This window comes from Gordonia sp. YC-XJ4, from assembly GCF_059511865.1.
Genome location: NZ_JCAMPF010000002.1, coordinates 154,788 through 177,488, shown reverse-complemented (window position 1 = coordinate 177,488; position 22,701 = coordinate 154,788). Strand labels below are relative to the sequence as shown.

The 22,701-nt window shown below is 65.1% G+C and carries 26 protein-coding genes and 1 pseudogene; 19 read left to right on the top strand and 8 right to left on the bottom strand.

Annotated features, from left to right (window positions below):
* Positions 1 to 32: 32 nt before the first annotated feature.
* The 8 genes from AC5ZH6_RS28705 to AC5ZH6_RS28670 all read left to right on the top strand — a co-directional run bounded on the left by AC5ZH6_RS28705 (position 33) and on the right by AC5ZH6_RS28670 (position 5,132).
* The gene (locus tag AC5ZH6_RS28705; protein ID WP_496169394.1) at positions 33 to 641 is read left to right on the top strand and encodes a hypothetical protein; all 609 of its coding nucleotides are present in this window, start codon (positions 33 to 35) and stop codon (positions 639 to 641) included.
* A 719-nt stretch (positions 642 to 1,360) separates the two neighbouring features.
* Positions 1,361 to 1,825, top strand: coding sequence for a hypothetical protein (locus AC5ZH6_RS28700; protein WP_496169393.1), 465 nt, complete (start codon positions 1,361 to 1,363; stop codon positions 1,823 to 1,825).
* Between the two features lie 57 nt (positions 1,826 to 1,882).
* Complete coding sequence (locus AC5ZH6_RS28695) at positions 1,883 to 2,224, top strand: hypothetical protein (RefSeq protein WP_496169391.1); 342 nt, start codon at positions 1,883 to 1,885, stop codon at positions 2,222 to 2,224.
* A complete protein-coding gene (locus AC5ZH6_RS28690) occupies positions 2,221 to 2,601 on the top strand; it encodes a hypothetical protein (RefSeq protein WP_496169389.1) in 381 nt (126 codons plus the stop codon). Before AC5ZH6_RS28695 ends, AC5ZH6_RS28690 begins: the two co-directional genes overlap by 4 nt.
* Complete coding sequence (locus AC5ZH6_RS28685; RefSeq protein ID WP_496169388.1) at positions 2,598 to 3,302, top strand: hypothetical protein; 705 nt, start codon at positions 2,598 to 2,600, stop codon at positions 3,300 to 3,302. Before AC5ZH6_RS28690 ends, AC5ZH6_RS28685 begins: the two co-directional genes overlap by 4 nt.
* A gap of 46 nt (positions 3,303 to 3,348) precedes the next feature.
* Positions 3,349 to 3,915, top strand: coding sequence for a hypothetical protein (locus tag AC5ZH6_RS28680; RefSeq protein ID WP_496169387.1), 567 nt, complete (start codon positions 3,349 to 3,351; stop codon positions 3,913 to 3,915).
* Positions 3,912 to 4,235, top strand: coding sequence for a hypothetical protein (locus tag AC5ZH6_RS28675; protein ID WP_496169386.1), 324 nt, complete (start codon positions 3,912 to 3,914; stop codon positions 4,233 to 4,235). Before AC5ZH6_RS28680 ends, AC5ZH6_RS28675 begins: the two co-directional genes overlap by 4 nt.
* A 36-nt stretch (positions 4,236 to 4,271) precedes the next feature.
* Entirely contained in the window at positions 4,272 to 5,132 is an 861-nt protein-coding gene (locus tag AC5ZH6_RS28670) for a hypothetical protein (RefSeq protein ID WP_496169676.1), read from the top strand.
* Between the two features lie 171 nt (positions 5,133 to 5,303).
* On the opposite strand, the pseudogene AC5ZH6_RS28665 reads toward AC5ZH6_RS28670, so the two are convergent.
* Positions 5,304 to 5,597, bottom strand: a pseudogene (locus AC5ZH6_RS28665) (TerD family protein); the annotation flags it as partial.
* A gap of 92 nt (positions 5,598 to 5,689) precedes the next feature.
* Here AC5ZH6_RS28665 and AC5ZH6_RS28660 point away from each other — a divergent pair.
* A complete protein-coding gene (locus AC5ZH6_RS28660; protein WP_496169385.1) occupies positions 5,690 to 6,109 on the top strand; it encodes a hypothetical protein in 420 nt (139 codons plus the stop codon).
* A gap of 77 nt (positions 6,110 to 6,186) precedes the next feature.
* Here AC5ZH6_RS28660 and AC5ZH6_RS28655 read toward each other — a convergent pair whose 3' ends face one another.
* From AC5ZH6_RS28655 to AC5ZH6_RS28645, 3 genes are all read right to left on the bottom strand, one after another.
* Complete coding sequence (locus AC5ZH6_RS28655; protein ID WP_496169383.1) at positions 6,187 to 6,597, bottom strand: hypothetical protein; 411 nt, start codon at positions 6,595 to 6,597, stop codon at positions 6,187 to 6,189.
* A gap of 74 nt (positions 6,598 to 6,671) precedes the next feature.
* Positions 6,672 to 6,827 carry a hypothetical protein gene (locus AC5ZH6_RS28650; protein WP_496169382.1) on the bottom strand — a complete coding sequence of 52 codons (156 nt, stop codon included), beginning with the start codon at positions 6,825 to 6,827 and terminating at the stop codon, positions 6,672 to 6,674.
* A 45-nt stretch (positions 6,828 to 6,872) separates the two neighbouring features.
* Complete coding sequence (locus tag AC5ZH6_RS28645; RefSeq protein WP_496169381.1) at positions 6,873 to 7,214, bottom strand: hypothetical protein; 342 nt, start codon at positions 7,212 to 7,214, stop codon at positions 6,873 to 6,875.
* 443 nt (positions 7,215 to 7,657) lie between these two features.
* On the opposite strand from AC5ZH6_RS28645, the gene AC5ZH6_RS28640 reads away from it, so the two are divergent.
* Positions 7,658 to 8,512: a hypothetical protein gene (locus AC5ZH6_RS28640; protein WP_496169380.1), complete on the top strand. Its 855-nt coding sequence runs from the start codon at positions 7,658 to 7,660 to the stop codon at positions 8,510 to 8,512.
* A gap of 14 nt (positions 8,513 to 8,526) precedes the next feature.
* On the opposite strand, the gene AC5ZH6_RS28635 is transcribed toward AC5ZH6_RS28640, so the two are convergent.
* Positions 8,527 to 9,099: a DUF2637 domain-containing protein gene (locus AC5ZH6_RS28635; RefSeq protein WP_496169378.1), complete on the bottom strand. Its 573-nt coding sequence runs from the start codon at positions 9,097 to 9,099 to the stop codon at positions 8,527 to 8,529.
* A 371-nt stretch (positions 9,100 to 9,470) separates the two neighbouring features.
* On the opposite strand from AC5ZH6_RS28635, the gene AC5ZH6_RS28630 reads away from it, so the two are divergent.
* Positions 9,471 to 9,758, top strand: coding sequence for a hypothetical protein (locus tag AC5ZH6_RS28630; RefSeq protein ID WP_496169377.1), 288 nt, complete (start codon positions 9,471 to 9,473; stop codon positions 9,756 to 9,758).
* 197 nt (positions 9,759 to 9,955) lie between these two features.
* On the top strand, positions 9,956 to 10,297 hold the full coding sequence (locus AC5ZH6_RS28625) for a hypothetical protein (RefSeq protein ID WP_496169375.1): 342 nt from the start codon (positions 9,956 to 9,958) through the stop codon (positions 10,295 to 10,297).
* Here AC5ZH6_RS28625 and AC5ZH6_RS28620 read toward each other — a convergent pair.
* Entirely contained in the window at positions 10,289 to 10,480 is a 192-nt protein-coding gene (locus AC5ZH6_RS28620; protein WP_496169374.1) for a hypothetical protein, read from the bottom strand. The genes AC5ZH6_RS28625 and AC5ZH6_RS28620 overlap by 9 nt on opposite strands.
* A gap of 425 nt (positions 10,481 to 10,905) precedes the next feature.
* Between AC5ZH6_RS28620 and AC5ZH6_RS28615 the strand changes: the two genes are divergently transcribed.
* Complete coding sequence (locus AC5ZH6_RS28615) at positions 10,906 to 11,514, top strand: hypothetical protein (RefSeq protein ID WP_496169372.1); 609 nt, start codon at positions 10,906 to 10,908, stop codon at positions 11,512 to 11,514.
* 208 nt (positions 11,515 to 11,722) lie between these two features.
* Positions 11,723 to 12,739, top strand: a complete 1,017-nt coding sequence (locus AC5ZH6_RS28610) for a GAF domain-containing protein (protein ID WP_496169371.1) — start codon at positions 11,723 to 11,725, stop codon at positions 12,737 to 12,739.
* 44 nt (positions 12,740 to 12,783) lie between these two features.
* Here AC5ZH6_RS28610 and AC5ZH6_RS28605 read toward each other — a convergent pair whose 3' ends face one another.
* On the bottom strand, positions 12,784 to 13,605 hold the full coding sequence (locus tag AC5ZH6_RS28605) for an MBL fold metallo-hydrolase (RefSeq protein ID WP_496169369.1): 822 nt from the start codon (positions 13,603 to 13,605) through the stop codon (positions 12,784 to 12,786).
* Between the two features lie 100 nt (positions 13,606 to 13,705).
* Between AC5ZH6_RS28605 and AC5ZH6_RS28600 the strand changes: the two genes are divergently transcribed.
* Positions 13,706 to 14,116, top strand: a complete 411-nt coding sequence (locus AC5ZH6_RS28600) for a hypothetical protein (protein WP_496169367.1) — start codon at positions 13,706 to 13,708, stop codon at positions 14,114 to 14,116.
* A gap of 40 nt (positions 14,117 to 14,156) precedes the next feature.
* Here the strand turns inward: AC5ZH6_RS28600 and AC5ZH6_RS28595 are convergent, their stop codons facing one another.
* Positions 14,157 to 16,520, bottom strand: a complete 2,364-nt coding sequence (locus tag AC5ZH6_RS28595; RefSeq protein ID WP_496169365.1) for a diguanylate cyclase domain-containing protein — start codon at positions 16,518 to 16,520, stop codon at positions 14,157 to 14,159.
* A 196-nt stretch (positions 16,521 to 16,716) separates the two neighbouring features.
* Between AC5ZH6_RS28595 and AC5ZH6_RS28590 the strand changes: the two genes are divergently transcribed.
* From AC5ZH6_RS28590 to AC5ZH6_RS28575, 4 genes are all read left to right on the top strand, one after another.
* Positions 16,717 to 17,898, top strand: a complete 1,182-nt coding sequence (locus AC5ZH6_RS28590; protein WP_496169364.1) for a beta-ketoacyl synthase N-terminal-like domain-containing protein — start codon at positions 16,717 to 16,719, stop codon at positions 17,896 to 17,898.
* Positions 17,899 to 18,075: 177 nt separating this feature from the next.
* Complete coding sequence (locus AC5ZH6_RS28585) at positions 18,076 to 18,393, top strand: hypothetical protein (protein WP_496169363.1); 318 nt, start codon at positions 18,076 to 18,078, stop codon at positions 18,391 to 18,393.
* Between the two features lie 628 nt (positions 18,394 to 19,021).
* Positions 19,022 to 21,826: a DEAD/DEAH box helicase gene (locus tag AC5ZH6_RS28580; protein ID WP_496169361.1), complete on the top strand. Its 2,805-nt coding sequence runs from the start codon at positions 19,022 to 19,024 to the stop codon at positions 21,824 to 21,826.
* A gap of 108 nt (positions 21,827 to 21,934) precedes the next feature.
* Positions 21,935 to 22,645, top strand: a complete 711-nt coding sequence (locus AC5ZH6_RS28575) for a hypothetical protein (RefSeq protein WP_496169360.1) — start codon at positions 21,935 to 21,937, stop codon at positions 22,643 to 22,645.
* The last annotated feature ends 56 nt before the right edge of the window (positions 22,646 to 22,701 follow it).

Below are 22,701 nucleotides of genomic sequence, written 5' to 3'. Positions count from 1 at the left end.
CATCACCTTCCGCGTGGACTGAGGAGCCTGCCATGTCGATGACCTTCACCGCCGAGTTCGTTACCTCCGACATAGTCGGTTACCGCATCACGTGTGTGTGCGGATGCCGCAGCGAACGGTATCCGACGTACTCGGACGCCGAAGCCGCCTACCAAGCGTTGCCCGGTTTCGCCGACAACGCCCCGCATCTGCCGGTCGAAGGCTGCGACCTCGACCCCATGGATCGGGTGTGGTTGCGGCCGTCGATCCAGGCGGAGCTGGCCGAAGAACCGCCGTACGCGCAGTTCTGCGACGCGAACGGCGGTGAGCTGCTGAACCTGCTGGGGCTCGTCTTCGACGGCGGCGACTGCGCTGGCAGCATCGCCGCCGACGACATGTACGGGCGGGTGTTGATGGCTCAGGCACTCGCCGGCAGCGACCCGGGCCGCCCGCCGGTCGCGATCACCGCAGACGGCGCGATGATGCTTGCTGAGGAGGCGTTGCGGGACAGCCGAGTGGGCGGCGCCGGCCCGGATGCGGAGGGCCGCGTCGTCGCCGTCGACTGTGGGCGACGCGAAGGCTACTTCGACGATCGACTGATCGAGGTCGCAGAGGTCGCCCTGTGGGCGCAAGTGCGGGGTCGGAACGTGCAATGGAGTTGAGGCTGAACGGATTCTCCTGAGGAAGCGGGGAGGTGAACCGTCCGGGGATCGGCGTAGCCGGGGGACGTGACCGTAGCGGTCTCAGTGCCGGTGGTTCCCGAAACCCGGATGCGACGATGGCGCCATCGCCTTTGTCGGACAACAACAGGGAAGCAGCAATGCCGGCCAGTGTCACCACGCCCGAGACCGCTGGAGCAGCATCGCGGCCCGTTCACCACGAAGAACGCCGCCGCCCGCACACCCCGTCCAGCTGGATTCACCGGCGAGGACGCGAGGTGAGTGCGGGTGACATCGGGCCCAATCCCCGTCGGATCGAAGTAGTTCCGGAAACCCCACCTGTCCGCACACCCCCGACCGAACCTTCAACACCGAAATCGCCGACACCACCGGCGAAACCGGCCCCACATCGCCAGCCGGAGCCCGTCAAGGTGCCCGCATGACCGCGCCGGATGCCAGTACAGACGATCCGATCGAGATCGGCCGGTACGGCGTGCGCACGTTCCGGGTGTCCGATCGCGGGCTGGACCCGATCACCGCCCCCACTCACCGATTGGCCGGTGGAGAAGGACTGGATCGACGGGAAGTGTGTGGCGCGGTGCCGCACCACCAGCAACGACCCGGCCAAGATTCACCAGGCACCCGCGGACGGGTGCACGTGCGTGGTCTATGCACCTACGAGCACGCCCCCGGCTCTCGGTGGCAATCGCGAAGGGATGAAGATGAAAGAGCGGCGCACCGAGATCGATCCTCCAGAGCCCAGTCCATGCGCAGCATGCCCGTGGCTGACGGCCAACCACCGTCGACCGCACCCGCAGAGCTACTACACCGACGCCAACCGCCGGCGACTGTGGAACGGGCTACGCACCGGGGAAGCACCCGGAATGACGTGTCACCCCACCGACCCGGAGAATCAGCCAGTCAAAGCCTCCCAGCGGACCCGGGAATGCGCGGGTGCGGTCATCCTCGCGCTGCGGGAGCTGGCGGCGTTCGAGGCCAGCACGGATCTCGCTCACTACCGCCGAGGCCGCAAGCTGGCCATGACTCGGGACGGGCTCCTCGCCACGGCGATGGCGCCGATGCCGTACCCGATGGGTCGTGGCCTGGCCGGAACCACAGTGGACATGGCTGCTCCCGTCTCGCTGGGATCAGGGCTACGACCAGAACCCGGGGGTAGACAACGATGAGCTGGTCTGTCGGAGAGCATGAGGGCCGCGATATCGGCTACGGGGTGCCGGCGATCTGTGATCACCCCGACTGCACTGAGGCTATCGACCGCGGACTGGGATAACGTGTGCGGCGGCACCGCGTACGGCGGTGACTATGGGTGCGGCCGGTTCTTCTGCGAGGCCCACCATCTCTACACCTATCTCGGTGATCGTGAGGAAGACGATGACTCGTCCTACGAGCTGTACGCCCAGGTGTGTGAACGGTGCGCGCGCGGTGAGCCGCCGTTCGATCCGTCCCCCGACACTGCCGAGTGGCTGCGCTGGAAACTCACCGACGACTCATGGGCCGAATGGCGAGACCTGCACCCCGACAAGGTCGCCCAAGCGCGAGAACGTGTGACGGAGGTGTCGTCGTGACGACACCACAGATGACCCTCGAGCGGTACAAGGCATTGCTCGATGCCCGGTATCGCGGTGAGACGGTCGCCCTGACCGCGACCGAGCACAAGCGCATCGACCGACGGGCACGCAGCGACGAGGATCGAGGCGCGCCGCGCTGGCTGCTGGTGCGGCCTGACGGTCAGATCGACGGCTGTCACGTATTCAGTCGCAGGTGGTCCGACGAAGCGTCGGTGTGGCGGGGATTCTTCCCGCGCAAGCGTGAACGCGACGCGTTGATCCGGCACGGGTGGACCGTGCGCCGAGACGACACCGACCACTCCGGATTCGCCGCCTTCCTCGCCCAGCCACTCCCCACCGCGACAGCCACTGACCAGCAACAGGAGGCACCATGAGCACTCCCTCATCACCTCGCCACCGACGGATGACGCTCGGTGCCGGCGTTCTATGCGCGGTCACTCTCGGTGCCAGCGGGTGCGCCGGCGTGGACACCGGACTGGCGACGACCCCAGCCACCTCCATGCAACAAGCCGTCCACGAGATGCAGCACTGGGCGGCCACGAGAACTGATCTGCCTGACACCGACGTGCGACGGGACTCCGCCAGTGACGGACGGTGGTCGGTGTACATCTCCCCCTCCACACAGGCTGGTAGCTGGGTACTCGATTGGCTGCCAGGCCATGATCTACCCGCCAATGCGTGTGTCGCGATCACCTCGGCACGGCCACACATGTTCAGCTACCGAGAAGCCGCAGACAAGACGGGTTGCGACCTATCCGATCCAGCGCTCGCGCCCTCGCTGTCACCACAACAAGTCCGCGACTATGACGCTGCCCGGCAACGAGATTGGGAGGGGCTGCTGGCCGCGCTGCGCGCGCATGCTGACGCTCCGGTCGCGGCCGCACGCAGCTATCACTCGGCGGTGTCGACCTACTCGGTGACCGACAGTGCACCAGCCTCCCCCACCGAGACCACCATGACCATCGACGAAGAAGGCACGGTGCCCTACACCCTCGGCGACAACCCACCTCGCACGCGCTACACCGTCACCGTCGCCACCAACGGCACTGTCGTTGCCGCCCCGGCCACCCAATAACCGCACCCACGCACAGATGGCTACCCGCATGAACGGAGACAGACACATGACGACCACTGTTGTTGTAGGGCAAGAACTTCACACAGTCGTCCGCGAGTTCATTGAGGACTCGACGGCGGTGGTAGGGCTCGCTGATGAGACCGGCATGATCCCTGCGGCTTGGTGTATCGGGTCAGGGCGCGGCGCTACGGCTATTCGCCGCGCTGTCCGGGACCGTGTCACCCATCTTGTTGACGGCGATCGGGGCTACCTCGACACCGTCGACGGCGCGCGTTATCTGACGGTGCGGGTGAGTTCCAACGCCAGCTTGCCGCCGGTTCTCGCCCAGTACGTTCCACTGACCATTCCGCACGATCCGGCACCTGTGGATGGCGACGTCGCTTTGCGCCTCGAGGCACGTTCGGGCAGTCACGTGTCCTCACGCAACCACACGACCCTCACGCAGCTCCCCGACCAGTTCCACCAGCACACGCGGATCATCGGCCAGTCCGCGCTCGGCAGGTACGCCGTCTGGGCACACGCATTAGCGGAGGCGGCGATCGTCAACATAGCCAACGCCGACAAAAGCCTGGACCCGTTGTCGATGTTCCCGGCTGGGATGAGTAAGCGATGAGCAACGACAACCAGGCCGTGCCAGGGCAGCTGTCGATCTCGCATGCACCCGAGCACTCCTACGCCGGCGGCGAGTACTACCCGGGCTGTGAATGTGGCTGGGAAGGTGACATCTGGGACACCCCTGAGGTTGCCGACCGCAAGTATCAGGACCACCTCAGCGACGTCGCGGGCCGCCTGGTCAAGCAGTGGCCGGGATACAGGCGGCTCACAGGCAGCGACCAACGGGACGACGCATATTCACTGACGAGGTTCCTCATCACGCGACGCGGTGTAGGGCCTTCGCCGGTCACCGACGTAAAGAGCGGTACTCAGCCGTGAGCGTCTCCAACCTCGCCCCCCGCGAAAAGGTGCCTGATGTCTTCCGTATTCGTGCCTGAAGAGGGCTATCCGCTCGGTGTTGCCGACCTGACCCGATGGAACACCACCCGCCCGGGAGGCCATCTCGGCTGTCCTCGACACCGCTCCCTACTGCCTCTGATCGCAAACCTCCATGAAACCAGCGGCGACCCCGTCTGGGGTTGCCCTGAAGACGGCTACACCACACCGATTCTCGACGACGAACTCCGAACAGCCCTCGGATCGGTCGACACCTTCACCGACCACGCAAGCGCCGACTGCCTCCACGCCACCGCCCGTTACGACGTTCTCCCGGCGCACCCTGCAAGCCGGCCCGCATCCGGGCATGTCGCGATCGCCGATCCAAGCCAGTCCCGAATCGACGACATCGCCTGCGCCATCGTCGGACTCGGACTCGGATTCGTACCCGCACTGATCATCCTTTGCCTGATCCACCTGCCCACGTACGCCGCGGATCTCCTGCTGGTTTCAGCCACCAGCGTCGGAGCCCTCGGCGGCATAGTGCTGCGGCGAACTCGCCCAGCTAACTCTCTGGTCGTGGGGGACCGACGGGTCGACGATGCCGGCCACGTCCTACCCGGCCAGTGGATCAGCCGTGAAGTCACCAGGAACCCTCCGGCGCAAGGCCTCGAGTCGTTGCTGTACGTCGAGTGGAGTGAAGGCCCCTCGGCAGCAACACAACTGGGCTCCAAGAACCTTGCCTGCCGGGTCCTGCAGAACGCACGGGTAGGCACCACCACGGCGGTTCGCATCACGACCACCGCAGGCACTTTCACCACAGCAGACAACACGCCGATCACGGCCGTCCAGATGCCCGACCCGACGCTGAACGACTTCACCTACCATCCACGCGACTAGCGTCACCGCGGCAACGGAACCAGCGGCGCTGTCCGTGCTGCTGCTGCCAGGCCTGCGGCGTAGCCCTGTCAGACGGCGTCGAGTTTCCAGGTGTCGTTGCGGCGGCAGCACGCTCTCGGAGCCGAGGTTGGTGGGCTGAGACGTCATCTGGCCGGAGCCGGTGATGGCGACGGTCAGCTGGGCGAGCTGGTCGAACGTGGTGTTTTGAGCTTCGGTGCTGGCCCCGACGACGACGCGGTCGACATCGGCCGGCACGGCAGCGAGGTCGACAACACAGCCCGCGCCGTCGTTGTGCAGCTGCACCCCAGGAGCGGCTGGATTGTTGAAGAACACGAGGTCGGCGTCGGAGCGAACCTTGTATGGCCGCGGCTGGTGGCGTGTGGTCCTCGCAGACGACAAACGCGACCGCGATCCGCCGGAGGTGACCGCGAGTGCGATGTGCTGTGCACACCGAGGTCGCGCCACAGTGCGTGAGTGCTGTGCCGCGTCGTGTCGGAGTGGAGTCGTCTGCTGGAGGGGAGCAAGTCGGCACAACACGAGAGGAACGGTTACTGGCGATGTCGAACTCTTACGGGGTGGGGCGGTCTAACTACTTCCGGGTCAAGGATGTGGCCGCGTTGCGGGAGGCTATCGATTCCTCGAGCTACGAAGTCGTTGAGGGCGACCGAGGAGATGGGCAGGTCAAGATCTTCTGCCACGACGAGTCCGGGGACTGGGTGTTCTACCGTTGGGCTGACGATGATTCGGCGGAGGACGTCGAGGTCGATGTCATCGACATCGTCGCAGCACATCTGGCGCCGGGTGAGGTGGCAATCTTCCAGAGCGTGGGCCACGAGAAACTCCGAATGTTGAGTGGCTACTCGGTGGCGGTCAACGAGGCAGGCGAGCGGGTGACGATCTCGATCGACGACATCTACGATGCTGCCGCCGCCGCATTCGGAAAGGACCAGAAGGACATCTCCTTCGCCGAGTTCTGACTCGAGACGGGATCCCTGCCGTCATGGATCCGCGCTGCGATGGCCCCCTTTTGATGCGGGTACCCGGCCACCGCGATCTAGTCGCTACCCCCGTAGCGGGCGAGGTGCCACTGGACGTGCTTGAGCCTTGCCTCGAGGTCGCGGCGCTCCTGCGTCGCCGAGCGCATCGACACTAGCTTGCGCTTGAGCTCGGCAACCTCATTTCGCAGCCGACGTCGGTTGCCGGTGTACTCTGCGGCGCAGTTCTGACTGCAGAAGAGTGCTTTGCGCCCAGGTTGGCCGATCGCGTAGATGACTTTGTTGATACAGCTGGGGCTGAGGCAGAAGGCTTCGATCGGGTGGTTGCTCAGGGTGGCGTGAATGCTTGACGCGTGACGGGTTGAGCGTGGTTCTGCCTTCATCCGCTTCTCGGATGCCGGCACAGCTGACTTGTGCAAAGCAGAAACCTCTCGAAGGATGGACTTCAATAGACTAATGATAGTCGTCACGATGATGTTGTGACTGGTCAACACCCATTGAGAGCCCTTGCACTCAGCGCGTCTATGATTACGTGTCGCAGTTCTCAGTCGAGGTGTTCGATCTGGTCGGCGGCGTAGACGATTCGGTCTCCGTCGGCCAGGTCGATGACCACCATGCCGGGGTCGATGTGTCCGGCTATGTGTCCGGCGAGGTCGTCGCTGCCGGTGACGCGTACACGATCCCCACGCTGGAATTCCACGGCCACGACTCTACTGCGGTCAGAGGTCTCGGTCGTGTTGGTAGATCAGACGGCTTGCTTGTCGTATCCCGGTGGGTGTCCGTACCCGTCCCACGCGGCGGCCGTCATGAGCGCGGCGGCCTTCGCGGAACGCATGGTCCGCGGAACCCCGTCCTCGGTGACGCCGTGCCCGAAGTAGCACCAGCCGTGGGCATAGGTTTGGTGACGGCGAGAGGTCATGGGTGAGAGGACCACGCGGTAGTTGTACATCATGGGAAGAACGTCGATGCAAAATTGTTGGTCTGCACGGATTTTCACGCACCACCCACCGTCGGCGAGCGGGGTGGGGTGGACGTCGAGGATGCCGGCGAACAGGTCCTGCATCGACGAGGGATGCCCGGTGGTCACTGGTTCTGTCTCCTCACTCAGGTGAAGGATTGTTGGTGAGCCTGCCGGTGTAATGATCTCTCATCGGCGTCGTAGTGGCGTCACTGCTGGCGCGCCGATCCTGCTCGAGGTCGGGCCCGAGCATGTGCTGTCCGCGTGTTCTAGGTCTGGCGCGCGTAAACCGTGCCTCTACCGTGAACTGACCCCGACGGAGAGCGCAGGAGCACACACCTTATGCACGAACACCTTGCCGCGTCCCACCACGTGATCTCACACGCCGGTGGCAGCCACTCCCACCGAGGTGGGCTGTGGGACACAGTGATGCACGCGATGGCCTGGCGGGCCGGATCTGATGCGATGCATTACCTGTTCCGCCTGGCGCCGGCTCTGATAGCCTTCTGCATCGTGATCGCGGCAGTCGTGTGGTTCGTCAGCCGCCGGCGGCGGAGTTGAGGTCGCCCGCGGTGTTCGCCACGAGCGTCGCCCGAGCTGCTGTGGTTGTGGCTGCCGTCGCCGTGACGGTCGGCGGGTGCGCCACCTCCGCACCACTTCCGGCCGGCCCCGCGGATTCGGCGATGTCGCCGACGGTGACCGACCGCTCGGAGGTGGCCGCTTCCGCCGCCGCTTCGTCGTCGACCTCGTCTGTGGTGTGCGAAAGTCCTGACGCGTCAGGCCGGCAACTGGTTCTCACGCAGCGGTATCGGCAGCTGTCCTGCCCGGAGATGACCGCGGTGGCACAACGATTCATAAGCGGTGCAGGCCGCAACGCTGGGAGCGCCGACGGCGCGGTATCGACCTTCGACGGATGGACCTGTGCGGCGCCGACCGCCGCCGGAGCTGCGTCTCAGGCCACCCAGCTCACCTGCACACGGATCGCCGACAATGCCCGGTTCATCGGCAGCCGCGCCGGGGAGCCGGTACCGTCGCGCGAGCAGCCGGCCAGCGACTACGAGACGGGCGGCGATCAATCCGGCACCGCCTACTTCGTGTCCCCGACCGGTCTGTGGCATTGCGGGATCACGACGGGCAGCGCTGGATGCTCGGGCAAGATGCCGGCCAGTGCTCCCACTGTGCCGTCGCCGTGGGGTGAGCACGACCCGGTGCGACCGAACACGATCTCCGTCGCCACCACCGGTGCGGCTGCGTTCTCGGCCCGGGAGGACGCCGCCTACTTCTCTCCCACCGCCAGGGTGTTGCAGTACGGCGACATCCTCACCGCCCACGGGTTCACGTGCTCGGTGGACGCCGACACCGGAATCCACTGCGCCGCAGGCACGCATGGCTTCACTGTCGCCACGCAAGGGTTTCAGCTGCAGTAGCAGGGTTGGCGGAGTTAGGTGGCGGTCACCCGTGACAGCGAGCGGGAGTCTCGTGGCGGGAATCGGTCCACCCATTCGGCGGTGAGATCCAACCCCGGTGTGGCTGCGGCCCAGGAGAACAACGGTGGTGACTGCTCGCCGACGAGTTCGTCGACGACAGCATCACCGTCTGGTGCTGGCGGCACGTCATCCACCGAGTCCGCGGTGGCGGCGTGAGGGGCGGGGTGCGCGGCGGTGCTGGTAGCTGCTGGGTGGGTCAGTTTCGCGCAAAGGTGGACGACAGCGAGGAGCGCGACGGGCGGGAACACAGCGACCGCGACACCGACGGGCCCGTATTGGAGGCCGTGAATGGTGTTGCAGCCGACGGAGAATGCGGCGGCGCCCATGAACAGGGTCCACACAAACACGCGGCGGGGTAGCGCAAGGTGGGCGACGGTGCCGGCAACGATTGTCAGGTCGACCACGACTGCCCACACCCAGGCGAGGTCGGTGGGTACGCCGTGGGTGGCGGCGACGCCGGAGAGGGCGTTGAAGTTAACGGCGAAGGCGCCGACGCCGCAGACGACGGCCAGGGCGAAGGAGATCACTCGAGGGGATCGCGCGGCGCCGAGCGCGGAGCGGGTTGGGCGAGGTAAGTGGGGACTGGACATGGTGCGGGTCTCCAATACGGGAAGAGGGTGCCGTGGGAGTTGCGGGGAGAGGGTTGCCGGTCGGGTGGCCGGCGACTGCAGCGATCAGATGATCGGGATGCAGGGTGAGTCCGTCAGTCTCACAGCGTAATTGATGATTCCAGTATCGACGCACCGTGATGCTGGTGCGGCACTTCGGCTATCCGGTCCGCGACAGGGCGCAGGACTGTAGTAAACCCTTCAGACGGCCCTCGTACTGGTCTTTTACTGCCAATAGACCGCCTACTAGAAAAGGTGTATTGTGGTGTAGGCCCCACGAAAGGACCGTCATGCCCCGCCACCTGAAGCCATCCCTCTACCGCACTGTCCTGGATCACGCCGACGGCCGAAAGCTGGTCATGCGCGGGCATTTTGGCTCCCCCACCGTCGACCCCGCCGACAATCGGATGGTCGTCCTCCGTGACCGCGACGGACTGGCCGTCGGTGCCGTCCGCCGTTCCACAGTCGAAGCGGAGATCACACAGCAAGAAGCCGCTTATCGAGCGGAATCACCCACGACACACCGGCGCATCGCGCGCGTCGACGTGACCCAGTGGATCGGGCACTGGGCGCCATGACCTGGCATCGCGTCGCCTGGGTAGCCGACACTCTCGGAGTGTCGGCACCCGCCGTCCGACGCATGAGCGCGTGCGGGGTACTTGGACCGCAACGCCCCACCGGGTCCGTCATGACCTGGCATGAAGACATCATCACCGAAATCGCTTCCCGCCCAACCATTGACGAGACCACCATCCCGCCGAGTCTGGTAGTGCGAATGAGCGAACCCACCCCAGCCGAATCCGGGTGGCGCGCATACTCCGGATGGACCCCCGCAGGCCCCCGAAGCCAACAACGCAACGCGGTACGCGGCGACTGGAAGATCCACCTGGAGCACCCCGAAGAGTGGGCGCTGGTCGCGGTCGTCGGCCCGGTCGTCGTCGGCGCATGGCGGATCCTCGGCCAAGACCCCGACGGGCCATCCTCAGGCCGGTTTCGCTACCTCATCGCCGAAGACGCCGCTCTGACCGCGATGTTCACCGGGCATCGGTGGAACCTTGAAGTCGGGTGGACAGCGGGCCGACGCGGGAACCCGCCGACGGCCACGCCGCTACAGTGACTCGACCGCCGCGGAATGGGCAGCGGCGTAGGCCTCGGCGTCGTCAGCTTCGTCGGCGGTGAACACCCGAATATCCTCCGGGTGGCCCGCCGGCCTCACGATCAACGTCAGATCGCCGAGCGGGGCGCGGGCGCGTCGCGGTGCCCGCCGGTCGGCGGGTCCGGCTCCCCCTGGTTCGGTCACAAGTTCTTCTCCTCCGGCAGCGCCCGGTTGGGGTCATCCGCCCACGTGATGTGTCCACATCGCCGGCATGTCCAGCACAACGTCGGTGTCGGAACTCGATTGTCCCAGCCGACCAGAACGCCACCTGAACCCAGGCGGTGGCCGCGGACGCAGGTCGCTGGCGCGTCGACCACCCACTTGCCGTCTCGGATGCGGCGCGGCCGACTCCGGAAGATCGTGGGATCAGGCACCGGTGGCCGACCCCTGAAGCGAACCGACTCGAATGCAGCGCCGTCGCGCTGTCCACCCTCGCTCGCACCAGCCTCACCCACCACCCCAGAATAGAACATTCATTCGACCCGCCGGAGGTGTGGTGTTCGCGTCTTTCCCCCTCCTCGGGCGGGCGGTTGCGTCGATCGCAGAAAGCTGTGCGGGACACTAGTCGCATGCCGTACATCGTTCTCGTGTTCAGCGTGGCGCTTGGCGGCGCCGCAGTGTGGTGGGGGTACCGGGCGTGGGTGACTCGCCAGGACACCGACAGGGCGGCGCCCTGGTTCACAACGGCCGCGGCGTTGGTTCTGCTGGGCATCCTCGTCAGCGCGATCAGCGTCGCCCTCGACGCCACCGTCACCGTCGTACCGTCCGGCGTGTGCTTCGCCGCGGCATTGCTGTCCGCGCTCACCGGGATCGGCGTGACGGTGGTCGACTCCTACCGCGGCTATCAGCGTCAGCGTGAACTTCACCCCGATCAGCGGGTGCGCTGGTGGTGGCCGCGGTCCATCGTCATCACCGCGTGGGTGATCGGCGCGCTCGCAGCAGGGCTGGGGTTCGTATATGCCGTGTTTGCGGCCATTTCGATGTGGGCTGAGCACTACAACCGGCCGGCTCCGTCCGACGACGACCCGATCTATCAGAGCCTGGTGGTAGCGGCGTCAGCGCTGGTCCTGCTGATCGGTGTGATCGGTGCCGTGCACGTGTGCGTGATCCGTCCCCGCGCCATCCGCCGACACGATAAGAATCTTGCCGCCGGTCACCTTGACGCCGACCCGCAGTAAGCCCAGAGGACCCCGCCATGAACTCCCCCGTCATGACTGATCCGCCTGACCTGGCGCGACACCCCCGCGGGCCTGTGCGCAGGCCCAACGCCGGCTACGCCCACCGCGAAAGCTACTCGGCGGTAGGGGGACCGGCTGTCGCGGGCACCCGGCAATTGGGGCATACTCACACTCTTGTAACAGGGTCTGGCCAGGGAGGAGCCTTACCGTGACAACTTCTGACACAAGCTCGGGGTGGGTTGTTGTGGAAACCATGGGCGCTGACCGCACCCTGGTCTTCGACGGATACAAGCCGCGTCCCTTCGCTGGCGTCTCGCGACGCAAGACGGGCCTCTCGTCGCTGACGAAACCGCTCAACGACCTCGTGACCAGGATTGTCGAAGCGGCCAACGATCAACAGGTCGCTGAAGAACACAGCGGGGCGGGGTTGGTCGCCACACCCGTCCTCGGGCCACCCCACGACCCCTGCGTGTACGCGGTCAGCGTGTGGATAGGGTGCGCCAAAGACGCCGACCTGTCTAAGGGGCCTCGCGTCATCGGCACCATGCTGTGGGATCCGGAAACACTGCTGACCTATCACTCGCCAATCACCGAAGTCGAGATCCTCGGCAATCATCCCCCGGTCGAGGAACGAGTCAGCGCCGAAGTGTTCCGCCACTTCCAGCACTACCCGAAGGAACATCTCCTCGGCCCATGGGTCAAAGAGGTGATGGAGGGCGGAGTGCCGGACAACGACACCTTCGCCGACGAGATCGACCTCGAACGTAGCGACGGTGAACTCATCCGCGTCTACCTGACGATGCGTGTCGTCGACTACAACGGCCACCACGCCATCCGCGGGGTCATTCACGACATCTCCGACTTCAACACCCCGACCGGCTACCGAGGGCTCGACCGGCAGACTGCACGGACCGCGATGCAGATCGTCGCCGGCGCCAACCACGAGCACGGATACGCCCACGTCAATTTCGCGACCGGCGTCATCCTCGAGTGGTTCGTGCCTGCGCCGCCACCGCTGGACGTGTGGGAACGCCAGAACGCTCAATGGGATGACGAGAAGGTGTTCCTCGGCAACCTCGAGCGAGCCATGGCCGGCGAACAAGTCGACTTCCCCGCAGTGGTGCGTTTCGATGACGGAGTTGCCCGCCGCGTGGGCGTCACCATTTTCCCGGCACATTCCGGCGAAGAGGGCAACGGTGTCATGCGGGTCACCCTCGACGCATAGCTGACCGCGCCGGATCGGCACGGTCGTTCGACGGTCACACCGGACTACCGAGCGCTGGCCAACTCGTTGAACTGCTGCTGATCGTGCGAGCAGATCACCAACGCGCCCTGTCCGACGCACTCCTTCAGCTGCTGATGGTTGCGCTCTATGCTGCTGCGGTCCATGGCAAGAAGCTGCTCGGCGCCGCACGCAACACGGTGGGCAAGGCCTTTCTCGGAGTCGTCGTAGATCGACGGCTTGCTGAAGAACGCGTCGCCAGCGTGGACCAGCCAGCCAGTGTCGGTGCGTACGACGATCGCGGAATGTCCGCGGGTGTGCCCGACGAGAGGTGCCAACCAGAGGGTTTCCGCGGCATCAATCGGTACGCCACTCAAGCCGATCGGCAGAGCGGTGGCAGTGGTGGCGCTCACTGGTTGTGCTTGCGCGGTCAGATCCGCCAGATGGGTTGTGCGGTAACGCATACGCTCGCGGGCAGTAGGCCGTGTCGTGGCGGCTTGCCATTCGGTGTCGGACATGAGCACCGGCACGCCGGGAAAGTCTGACACTGCGCCCATGTGATCGAAGTCCAGGTGGGTGGCGACGATCGCGGCCACATCGCTTCGCGCGAAGCCCAGCGCCTCGAGTTGTTCGATGGCGGGGCGTTCCTGGCGTAGATGCAAGTACATGGCGCGGCCGCTCACGCCGAGACGAGCCAGCGGGTGCGCGGCATCAGCCCGGCCGATCCCCACATCGACGAGCACAACTCCGTGCTGATACTCGCACGCCAGCACGTGGGTGACCGCGGTGACCGCGGGGAGCGTGATGCGCCCGCAGTTGAGGTGATGCACTTTCACCAGAGACCCCAAATGGGCGAAGTCTGCGGGCATTAACCATCTCTCCTCATGATCTGGAAACAGGATGCGTGGACGCGATGGTGCACCGTCTTAACACCTCAGCTACCCGCATCCTATGGGGTAGGTTTGGCACATGGCTGAAAGCTCCGAACAGACCCCGCCGGCGGCGCCGATGGAGGCGCGGGCCGAGTTGCTGTCTCGCACGACATTCCTGAACGCCGGAATAACGACGGAAGCGTTGGCCCGCCGGACACGAATACCCGCTGATGAACTGGTGAACTGCAGGCCTGACACGTGCCATGTCGACTCGTCGGGCCGCTGGTGGCCGGTCAAAGAGATCGGGACACTCGACGAGTGGTGTTTGATCCAGCCGGACCCCGGCTGCGTCGACCCTGGAGACACCCCGTGGAGCCAGATCGCGAACATCGACAACGAGAACGGGACTACACGATTGTTCACGGAGTCATTCGCGTGGTCTACTCAGTCGTCATCCCGCAAGGTGATTTTTCGGCCACATCCGCTAACCGTTTCCGGTCCGTGGTGACCGAGCACCCACCCGTAGGTCTGGGGGTTCGGCAGCCGCGTCAGCTGGTGCGGCGGAGTGCCTGCGGCGCACCGAAATAGGTGCCTTCGAGTAAGTCGAATCCGAGGTCGGTGGCGAGGCTCGCTTGCTCTTCGTGCACGATGCCTTTGGCGAGCACCGTCAGGTCCAGGTCGTGTGCCACTCGCACCATCCCCGACAACACGGTGACCGCCCGGCGTTCGGTCTGAGCGCTGTCCACCAAGGTGCCGCTGACCTTGAGGATCGTGATCGGCAGACGGTGTAGCACCGCCAATGATGCTGCACCCGTGCCGAAGTCGTCGAGCGCGATGGCGACGCCACGCGCACGAATGTCGGCCAGCACGCCGATCGATCTGCTGTCGGTGGTGACGGCCCGCTCGGTGACGGTGATGCACAACAACGACGGATCCACGCCGCCGTCGATGGCGCTGTCGATCCGTTCCAGCCAGGTATCGCTCGACAACCCTCGCCACGATGCAGGCAGGTGCAGCGAGGTCCGTGTAGGCCAGCTGTCGCCGGTGAGGTCTGCGATCGCGACATCGAACAGGCCGACCGTCGCCCACACGTCCAGTGAGTCAACTCCTGGGCGTGCTCGCACAGAGGCCGCCGAGTACGCGGGCATCCCGGGGCGTTCATCGACTGCCTCGAGCGCGACAACCGAACCGGTCGCCGGTTGAGTGATGGGGCGATATAGCAGTGGCCCGCTGCCGTCGCCGCTGTGACTCGACGTGGCGGCCGCCAAATGGGCGGTTCCGGGCTGTGACGGGTCTGCAGGATCAGCGGTCTCGTGTCCGGCGTATTTGGCCTGGTACAACGACATATCGGCGTTGGCGAGTAGGTCGGCAGCGGTTCCGGGGTGATCGACTGATGCGGTCGCGACGCCGATACTCGCTGACACTTGCGCGGCGACCCCACCAACCTTGACCGGTGTGTTCACCGTCGTTTGGAAGCGGCGCAGTTGATTGGAGACGATGCGGGCGACGTCACCGGGAGTGGAGGTGAAAATGGTTGTGCAGACAACGAATTCGTCTCCTCCGATTCTGCCGACGAACCCGTCGAGGCCGATCGACGACTGTAGCCGTTGCGACACCGTGCGTAATACCTCATCGCCGGTCATATGGCCGTGGGTGTCGTTGACCTGTTTGAAGCCGTCGAGATCGAGGTAGTAGACGCCGATCGTTTGATCCGAGCGCAGAGTGGCCAGGAGGTGGTCGAGTTGTTCGGTTAGGCCGGCTCGGCTCAACGCTCCTGTGAGATGGTCGTGGTTGGCTTGCCAGGCGAGGTCGGACATGGCCTGCTGACGGTCGGTGATGTCGACAATCGATACCAGCGCTACGGCGGCGTTCTGCTCGGTATCGATACGTCGGCCGCTGCAGGAGAGCCAACGCAGACCGTCTGGGGTGGTGACCGTCGCGGTCTGGTCACTGAACGCGGTGCCTAGACGCAGACATGTCGCGATCGGTGATTCTTCGTTGGGGAAGGTGATAGCCAGCGAATCCAAGGGGGTTCCGGGGATGGAGCGGGCACTTAAGTCGAGCATGGTCACCGCTGCGGGGTTGGCCAGCTCGATCTGCGGTCCTCCGCTGACATCGTCCTGGACGAGGATCACCGCTTGGTGCAGGGACGCCAGAATGGTGCCGAGTCGCCGCACCAGGGGGGTGTGGACGACCTGAACGACGATCAGGAAGCCGTCGTCCATCGCTGTGACGGACATTCGGACGGCGAAGGCCTTCCCGGTGTCGGCGCGGCGGTGGAGGGTGTCGATGCTTCCGCCGACGCCGATGATGTCGGTGGGGCTGTGCAGGTCATCCATCACGCCCAGCGAGCTCATCGGCATGCCGATCGCGTCGGAGGCCGTGATGCCGTAGATTCGTTCGGCTGCGGGATTCCAGGTCCGGATGGTGCCCTCTTCGGACAGTGACACGACCGCGTCGCTGACGTGGTCAACCAGTGCGGCTTGGCGGCGTAGCGACGAGATGTCGCGGAGGATGACTTGATAGGCGGGGGCACCGTCCCATGTTGTTCGGACGGAGGTGACCTGCATGTGGCGGGGTTCACGCAGGCTGTCCTGCATCAGGACGTCGTCGGGGCCGGTATATGCTCCGTTCTGATCCCCCATCGCGGTGAGCCGTTCAATCATCTGTGGGAGCGAATCAGGATGAACGAAGTTGGTGATAGGAGTGCCCACCATCTCCTCCTGATTATTCACGCGAGCAAAGCCTAAAGCCGCTGAATTAACCCAAACAATGATGCCGTTCTGGTGTACAGCAATCGCATCGGGACTCAGCTCTGACAGCAGCATGTAGCGGTCGGCAATATCTTGGTTTGCGGAGGAGTCCGACGTCTGGGAAGGCGGGCCAGTATCCGGGGTGTCGTCACTCGTCATTAGCCCGCGTTCCTCGGTCTTTCATGTGCATTTGCAACTAGTACTTAATCACGATGAACGAATCGTCACGAAAGTGGTACCCGTGTGACTGAAAAGTCTGGTTGATCACGTTTGGACGGATCTCGGTGGTGGATCGTTAAGGAAGCGCTGAAGAAATAGGCGCTTTCACCTACATCCCTTGAAACGGAGAACCTCAATGTATAACAACAATCCCTCTCGTCACGCCCGTGTCACCGGCCTCGGTACCGTCACCGGCTACGGATGGGGAAACCAGCACCTGTGGGACGGTCTCACCTCCGGGAAACCAGCCGCGGCGCTCCAGCGCGGATTCGGCCGGACTGCTGACGATTCCGGATGGATCGTGCGAGTTCCGGACGGCGGCAGCGACAAGGACGGGCCGACCCGGTTCGCCCGCGCGATGCGTGCAGCCGCACGCGAAGCGATCAACGACGCCTACCAACGAGGATGGACGCCGGGCGCCCGTGTAGGACTCATCCACGCCTGCGTATTGGGTGATCTGGACATGTATCCGATGGTGGCACCCGGCGCAACCAGCGCCGCGCACTTCACCGCCCGGCAATACCTGTCCGTCACCCCATCCACGCCGGTGTCATTGCTTATGCAGGAGTACGGCTTTCACGGTCCAGCAATGAACATTGCCGCAATGTGCACCTCCGGGTCCGCGGCGATGATCACCGCTCAATCGTGGCTCGACAGCAACGTCGTCGACGACGTTCTCGTCGTGGCCACCGACTTGTCGGCAACACCGGAAGTCGTGCGGATGTTCGTGGAGCTCGGAGTGGCGATCACCGACACGGATCCTCTCGATGCGTGCCGGCCATTCCAGGAGGGCAGCCGAGGGTTCACCTTCGGAGAGGCCGCCGTTGCGACGGTCGTCACAAAGCAGGCGGTAAGTGATGGGTACGCAACGGTGCTCGGTGGGGCGATGCGTCACGACGCGTATCACGTGACGTCCATCGACCCGCAGCTCACGCACGTCAGGGGATGCGTCGAGGAAGCGTTGGCGGTCGCCGGTGTGGACGGCGGCGACGTTCGGTACATGAACAGCCACGGACCGGGCACCAAGCAGTGCGACACTGCCGAGGCCACCGTCGCCCGCACGCTCCTCCCGAACGCGCAGGTATACGCGTTTAAACCGCTGGTCGGGCACTGCCAGGCAGCCGCCGGTGCTGCAGAGATCGCTGCCACACTTCTCGCCTACTCGCACGGCGAGATCGCGGCACCGCCGCGCGTGGCTGCGGTAACAACCGACCAGTACATCGACGGCCGGACACCCATGCAGGACGGACTGACATTGAAGTCGTCACTCGGTATGGGCGGGCACACCGCGGCTCTGATTCTGGGCCCGGCGAACTGAACCGGTCGCGGGGCTCGGCCGAATCCTCCCGGGAATCAGCCGAGCCCCGCCCCGGGGTTCGATCACGTCTCACATCCGCCGCCACTGGCGGGTCGTCGACCAGTAGCAGGCCCGAGGTGTGCTGGCGCCGTGCAACACTGGGCGAGACACCGCAACCGGAAAGAAGGCTGTCCAACGATGATCGCGCCTGTCGTTGCCGTGGTACTGGCGATCCTGGGAGTGTTCCTTGTCGCCGCCGCGATCACCGAAGCGATCCGCCGCCGCCGGTACGTGCCCCGCAGCGGCGAACTCCGCATCAAGTTTTCCTCCGGCGCCTTCTACGTCAAACGCGACTTCCTCGACCTGACGTCTCGAGGGTCGCTCGAGTACTCGGTGTTCGACTGCACCACAGCACGAGAAGAACTTCGGCAACGCATCCCCGACGACGAAAAGCCGGCCATGATCCAGGTCTACGACGACGGCGAGTGGATCGACCTCAGCAGGGTGTCCTGGTAACACCTGCCCCAGTGAGACTCCCCGAACAACAGAACACCCGGCATCACGGCGCACCCGGATCTCGGCCACCCACGCCAAGCCCTCTGGCCTCACCCGATCGCCTCCGACGACGCTGTGCCCCTGGGCTGCAGCAGCACAACGCTCATACCCCGGCCGTGAGGAAGGCCGCTCAGTACTGTTGTCTGTTGTGGCATGGCATCGGGTACCGGTCGTGTCCGCGGACAAGCTGCGGGCATGGCTCGGCGATGCGGAGGGCGCCGCGCACCACACCCCAGGCCTGACCGTTGTCGACGAACAGTGGTATCCAACCACCGAACGGGTCCGAGGATTCGTAATCGACGGCGGCACAACCTATACGACAGCGCTCCGCTTCAACGGATCCTCGCTGCGGGCCGTCCAGTGCAGCTGCCGGCACGAGCACCCACCCTGCCCGCATGTCATTGCCATGGTGCACGCGACGCAAGGCAGAGTGCTCCAAACCGTCGACGTCGACCACCCCGGGCTGGGAAGCCACGAGTGGCGGGCAGCCACCCGATCAATCACCCGCACATCACCATCGCCGCGGACACCCCCACCCGCCACCAATGGAGCACTACTCTTCGCGACCTCGAAATCGCTCGGAATCCTCATGGTCCCAGCCGTACGAGTCCCCACCGGAGGCCACGACGAACTGCTGCGGATGAGCTGGACCGGCCAGGGCCGCACCGACTACCACGACCGCGTCCACGCCGGGCATCGCGCACTCATCACCGCGATCGGAAACCTGTCCGAGGACCCGGACCCAGGATGGCTGGAGTTCAACACGCTCAGTGCCGACATCTGGTCGCTGCTGAACGCTGCCGACACAGCCGGTGTGGAACTGCTGTGTATCGGCTCCGGAGCCACGGCAGGATCCACGTTCACTGCATCCGGAAACATTCACTTACACAGCACCATTGACCTCGCCGCTATCACCAAGCGACGTCCAACAGGTGCAGTCGCCCTGCACTTCGTTGCCGCCGTCGACAATGCAGCCGCCGCCGGCGTGGATTTCATCGCCATCCGCGGCGCAGAAGGCAGCGCGGGCGTCGCCTGGTACGAGGGACGCAACCTGCACCTCGGACGGTGGGAAACCACCCCACCACCAGCCGTCAGCAGCCTGCTACGGCGCGGTGAACCGATCGTCGTGCCAGCCACCGAGATCGCCGACTTCGCCGACGCTTGCCTGCCACTACCCCACATCCTGATCATCGACCCCGACGACCTCCTCAACCCCGTCACCGTTACCGGGCCCATCGCAGTCCTGCGGATCAGCCGGGCCGGCGACGACCTCTACCGTGTCGCCTGGACGGTGCGCTACGACGTCGACGGCGCCCCCACCGACTACCCCATAGCGCCCGACGGCGGCCCCCACCGCTCCACCAGCGCCGAACACGCACTGTGGCAGCACCTTCACACCCACGTCGAATCCGTGGACCACGCACTCGGCATCCGCCCCCACCCCCGGCGCACCCACGACGACCCACGGCGCGACTATCCCCTCATCGGCACCGACGACATGGTGGCGCTGTCCACCGACGTGCTCCCCGCCCTGCGGTCCGTCGACGACGTGATCGTTGAGATCGCCGACGACATCCCCGACTTCCGGCCGGCGACCACCGCGCCCGTCGTCCGATTCGAACCAGGCCCGGAGGGGATCGGCCGCGACTGGCTGAACCTGACGATCACCGTCGACATCGACGGCAGCCGAATCCCCCTGGAAACCGTCATCCGCGACCTCGCCACCGGCCAGCAACACATCGTCCTACCGACCGGGGTCTACTGCCCCGCCGATATCCCCGCGCTGGCCCGCCTCCGCGAACTACTCACCGAGGCCCGCGAACTCGGCGACATCACCGACAGCGGCGACGTCCGAGCCAGCACCACCAACGCCACCCTGTGGGACGACATCTTCGACTGCGGCGAGGTCCACCAAGATCTCGCACAGTGGGCCGACGACCACAGCGCTCTGGCACTCACGACACCACCGGCACACATCGACCTCCCCGACACCGTCCACGCCGAACTCCGCGACTACCAACATGAGGGCGTTGACTGGCTGGGATTCCTGTTCGCCAACAACATCGGCGGCATCCTCGCCGACGACATGGGACTCGGGAAAACCCTGCAACTACTCACCGCGATCGCCATCCGTCGGCGCGCCGACCCGGCCGCACGATTCCTCGTCATCGCACCCACCAGCGTCGTCACCAACTGGGTCACCCAGGCCGCGGCGTTCGTGCCCTCACTGCGGGTCGCCGCCGTGCAGAAAAGCACCGGCCGCCGAGGAGTTCCGCCCGACACCGAAGCGGCCACCCTCATCGTCACCACCTACGCTCTGGTCCGGCTGGACCCCGAATTCTTCGCCAAGCAACGATGGTCGCTGGTGGTGTGCGACGAAGCGCAAGCCATCAAGAACCCCAACGCCAAAGCCCACGAAGCTGTCCGCTCCCTCGACGCCGACATCACGATCGCAACAACTGGCACCCCCATCGAGAACTCGCTGATGGATCTCTGGTCGCTGCTGGACGTCACCACCCCCGGCCTGTTCCCCGACAAGGCGGCGTTCACCAGCTACTACCGGACACCGATCGAAAAAGGCCGTGACACAGAACGGCTCGCGCAACTACGCCAACGGATTCATCCTTTCCTGTTGCGGCGCAACAAAGAAGACGTCCTCACCGACCTGCCGCCGAAACAAGAGCAGCAGATCGAACTCGAGCTGGCCCCCGCCCACCGCCGAATCTACGACCGCCGGCTGAACCTTGAGCGCCAGAAATCACTGGCGCTCCTGGACGACAGCCCCCTGCACGCCGCCCGTTTCCAAGTGCTTTCCGCGTTGACCCGGTTACGGCAACTCAGTCTGCATGCCGGACTGGTCGATGCCGCCCACGCCGACGTCCCGTCCGCCAAGATCGCCTACCTCCTCGAGCAACTACCCCTGCTGTCCGCCGGCGGCCACCAAGGGCTGGTGTTCAGCGTCTTCCCGACGTTCCTGCGGATCCTCAAACCACTGCTGGAGGATGCGGGACTTCGTGTGGCCTACCTCGCTGGTGACGTGCTCGGCACTAAGCGGGCCGCGGAAATCGATCGCTTCACCGCCGGCGACGCCGACGTGTTCCTCATGAGCCTCAAAGCCGGCGGATCAGGGCTCAACCTCGTTTCAGCGTCCTATGTTTGGCTCGTCGACCCGTGGTGGAATCCCGCTGCCGAAGCGCAGGCAATCGACCGCGTACACCGCATCGGTCAAACCAAACCCGTCACCGTGTATCGGCTCGTGGCCGCAGATACAGTAGAAGGCAAAGTGATTGACCTCCAAGCCGGCAAACGTGCCCTGGCCGCTGCCGCCCTCGACGACGACGAACTGTTCACTTCGGCGTTGACCGCTGACGACTTCCGCCGACTCTTCGACTAGACCAGGCCGGGATCAGGGCCGCCGCGGTCAGCACCGACTACTGCCGCACCATCCCCACCTCCCGCGATTGGATATGGGCATCGAAGCCCAACCACGGAGGAAACCCTCATGCGTATCACCGTCAACCCGGACGCGTTGGCGTCCACCCTGGCCGCAGCTGACGGCGACATCGCCGTCAGCGACATCATCGACGGCGAACGCATCGTCGACTTCGGGCCGATCGCCGACATCATCTACGAGCTGGCAAGCCACGGCGTGTTCGTCGTCGAACACACGCCCCAGTTCGGTCAGCGAGCCAGCAATCCGTCGATGACCCTCTACGCCAACGTCGTCGACGAGGAGATCGCCGACCACACCATCGATCTGCTGGCAAAGGTCCATTTCGACGTCGGCGGCACCCATCACACTGTGGCGTTGCACGCACTCGGTGACGGCGACCTCTACCGCCAATGGTTCGACTCCCCCACCGCCGCCACCACGGATGTAGTCACGTCCATCGCAACTCGGGTCGCCGCCGTTCTCACCGGCGAGTTGTCGCGGCAATTCGCTTCATGGTCAGCGCTGCTCCCAGTCGTCGAAGCGACATTCATGGCGATCAGCACCAAGAGCAGCCACGACCTCAGTGTCTACCCCAGCGAGCAAGCAGCACTGACCGCACTCGTCGCCGAACACGGAGATCCCGACGCCGACAACCCAGTGGCCAGCGCACTCGCCGGCGACGTGACAGCGCACTGGGAAACCTTCACACTCCCCGACGACTTCCCACAGTGGGCCGACGACGAAAACACCACTGCTACAAAGAGCCTAGATGACCTGTGAGCGGCCGAGATGACTGCGGACACAAACCATCACCGCCGACCGACACGACCTCGCCC

Excerpts from the sequence above, each read along its gene's own strand:
- AC5ZH6_RS28600 (WP_496169367.1), top strand. The coding sequence starts at position 13,706 with ATGGCTGAAAGCTCCGAACAGACCCCGCCGGCGGCGCCGATGGAGGCG.
- AC5ZH6_RS28700 (WP_496169393.1), top strand. The coding sequence starts at position 1,361 with ATGAAAGAGCGGCGCACCGAGATCGATCCTCCAGAGCCCAGTCCATGC.
- AC5ZH6_RS28615 (WP_496169372.1), top strand. The coding sequence starts at position 10,906 with ATGCCGTACATCGTTCTCGTGTTCAGCGTGGCGCTTGGCGGCGCCGCA.
- AC5ZH6_RS28590 (WP_496169364.1), top strand. The coding sequence starts at position 16,717 with ATGTATAACAACAATCCCTCTCGTCACGCCCGTGTCACCGGCCTCGGT.
- AC5ZH6_RS28660 (WP_496169385.1), top strand. The coding sequence starts at position 5,690 with ATGTCGAACTCTTACGGGGTGGGGCGGTCTAACTACTTCCGGGTCAAG.
- AC5ZH6_RS28625 (WP_496169375.1), top strand. The coding sequence starts at position 9,956 with ATGAGCGAACCCACCCCAGCCGAATCCGGGTGGCGCGCATACTCCGGA.
- AC5ZH6_RS28670 (WP_496169676.1), top strand. The coding sequence starts at position 4,272 with ATGTCTTCCGTATTCGTGCCTGAAGAGGGCTATCCGCTCGGTGTTGCC.
- AC5ZH6_RS28585 (WP_496169363.1), top strand. The coding sequence starts at position 18,076 with ATGATCGCGCCTGTCGTTGCCGTGGTACTGGCGATCCTGGGAGTGTTC.
- AC5ZH6_RS28630 (WP_496169377.1), top strand. The coding sequence starts at position 9,471 with ATGCCCCGCCACCTGAAGCCATCCCTCTACCGCACTGTCCTGGATCAC.
- AC5ZH6_RS28685 (WP_496169388.1), top strand. The coding sequence starts at position 2,598 with ATGAGCACTCCCTCATCACCTCGCCACCGACGGATGACGCTCGGTGCC.
- AC5ZH6_RS28605 (WP_496169369.1), bottom strand. The coding sequence starts at position 13,605 with ATGCCCGCAGACTTCGCCCATTTGGGGTCTCTGGTGAAAGTGCATCAC.
- AC5ZH6_RS28680 (WP_496169387.1), top strand. The coding sequence starts at position 3,349 with ATGACGACCACTGTTGTTGTAGGGCAAGAACTTCACACAGTCGTCCGC.
- AC5ZH6_RS28575 (WP_496169360.1), top strand. The coding sequence starts at position 21,935 with ATGCGTATCACCGTCAACCCGGACGCGTTGGCGTCCACCCTGGCCGCA.
- AC5ZH6_RS28580 (WP_496169361.1), top strand. The coding sequence starts at position 19,022 with ATGGTCCCAGCCGTACGAGTCCCCACCGGAGGCCACGACGAACTGCTG.
- AC5ZH6_RS28675 (WP_496169386.1), top strand. The coding sequence starts at position 3,912 with ATGAGCAACGACAACCAGGCCGTGCCAGGGCAGCTGTCGATCTCGCAT.
- AC5ZH6_RS28705 (WP_496169394.1), top strand. The coding sequence starts at position 33 with ATGTCGATGACCTTCACCGCCGAGTTCGTTACCTCCGACATAGTCGGT.
- AC5ZH6_RS28595 (WP_496169365.1), bottom strand. The coding sequence starts at position 16,520 with ATGACGAGTGACGACACCCCGGATACTGGCCCGCCTTCCCAGACGTCG.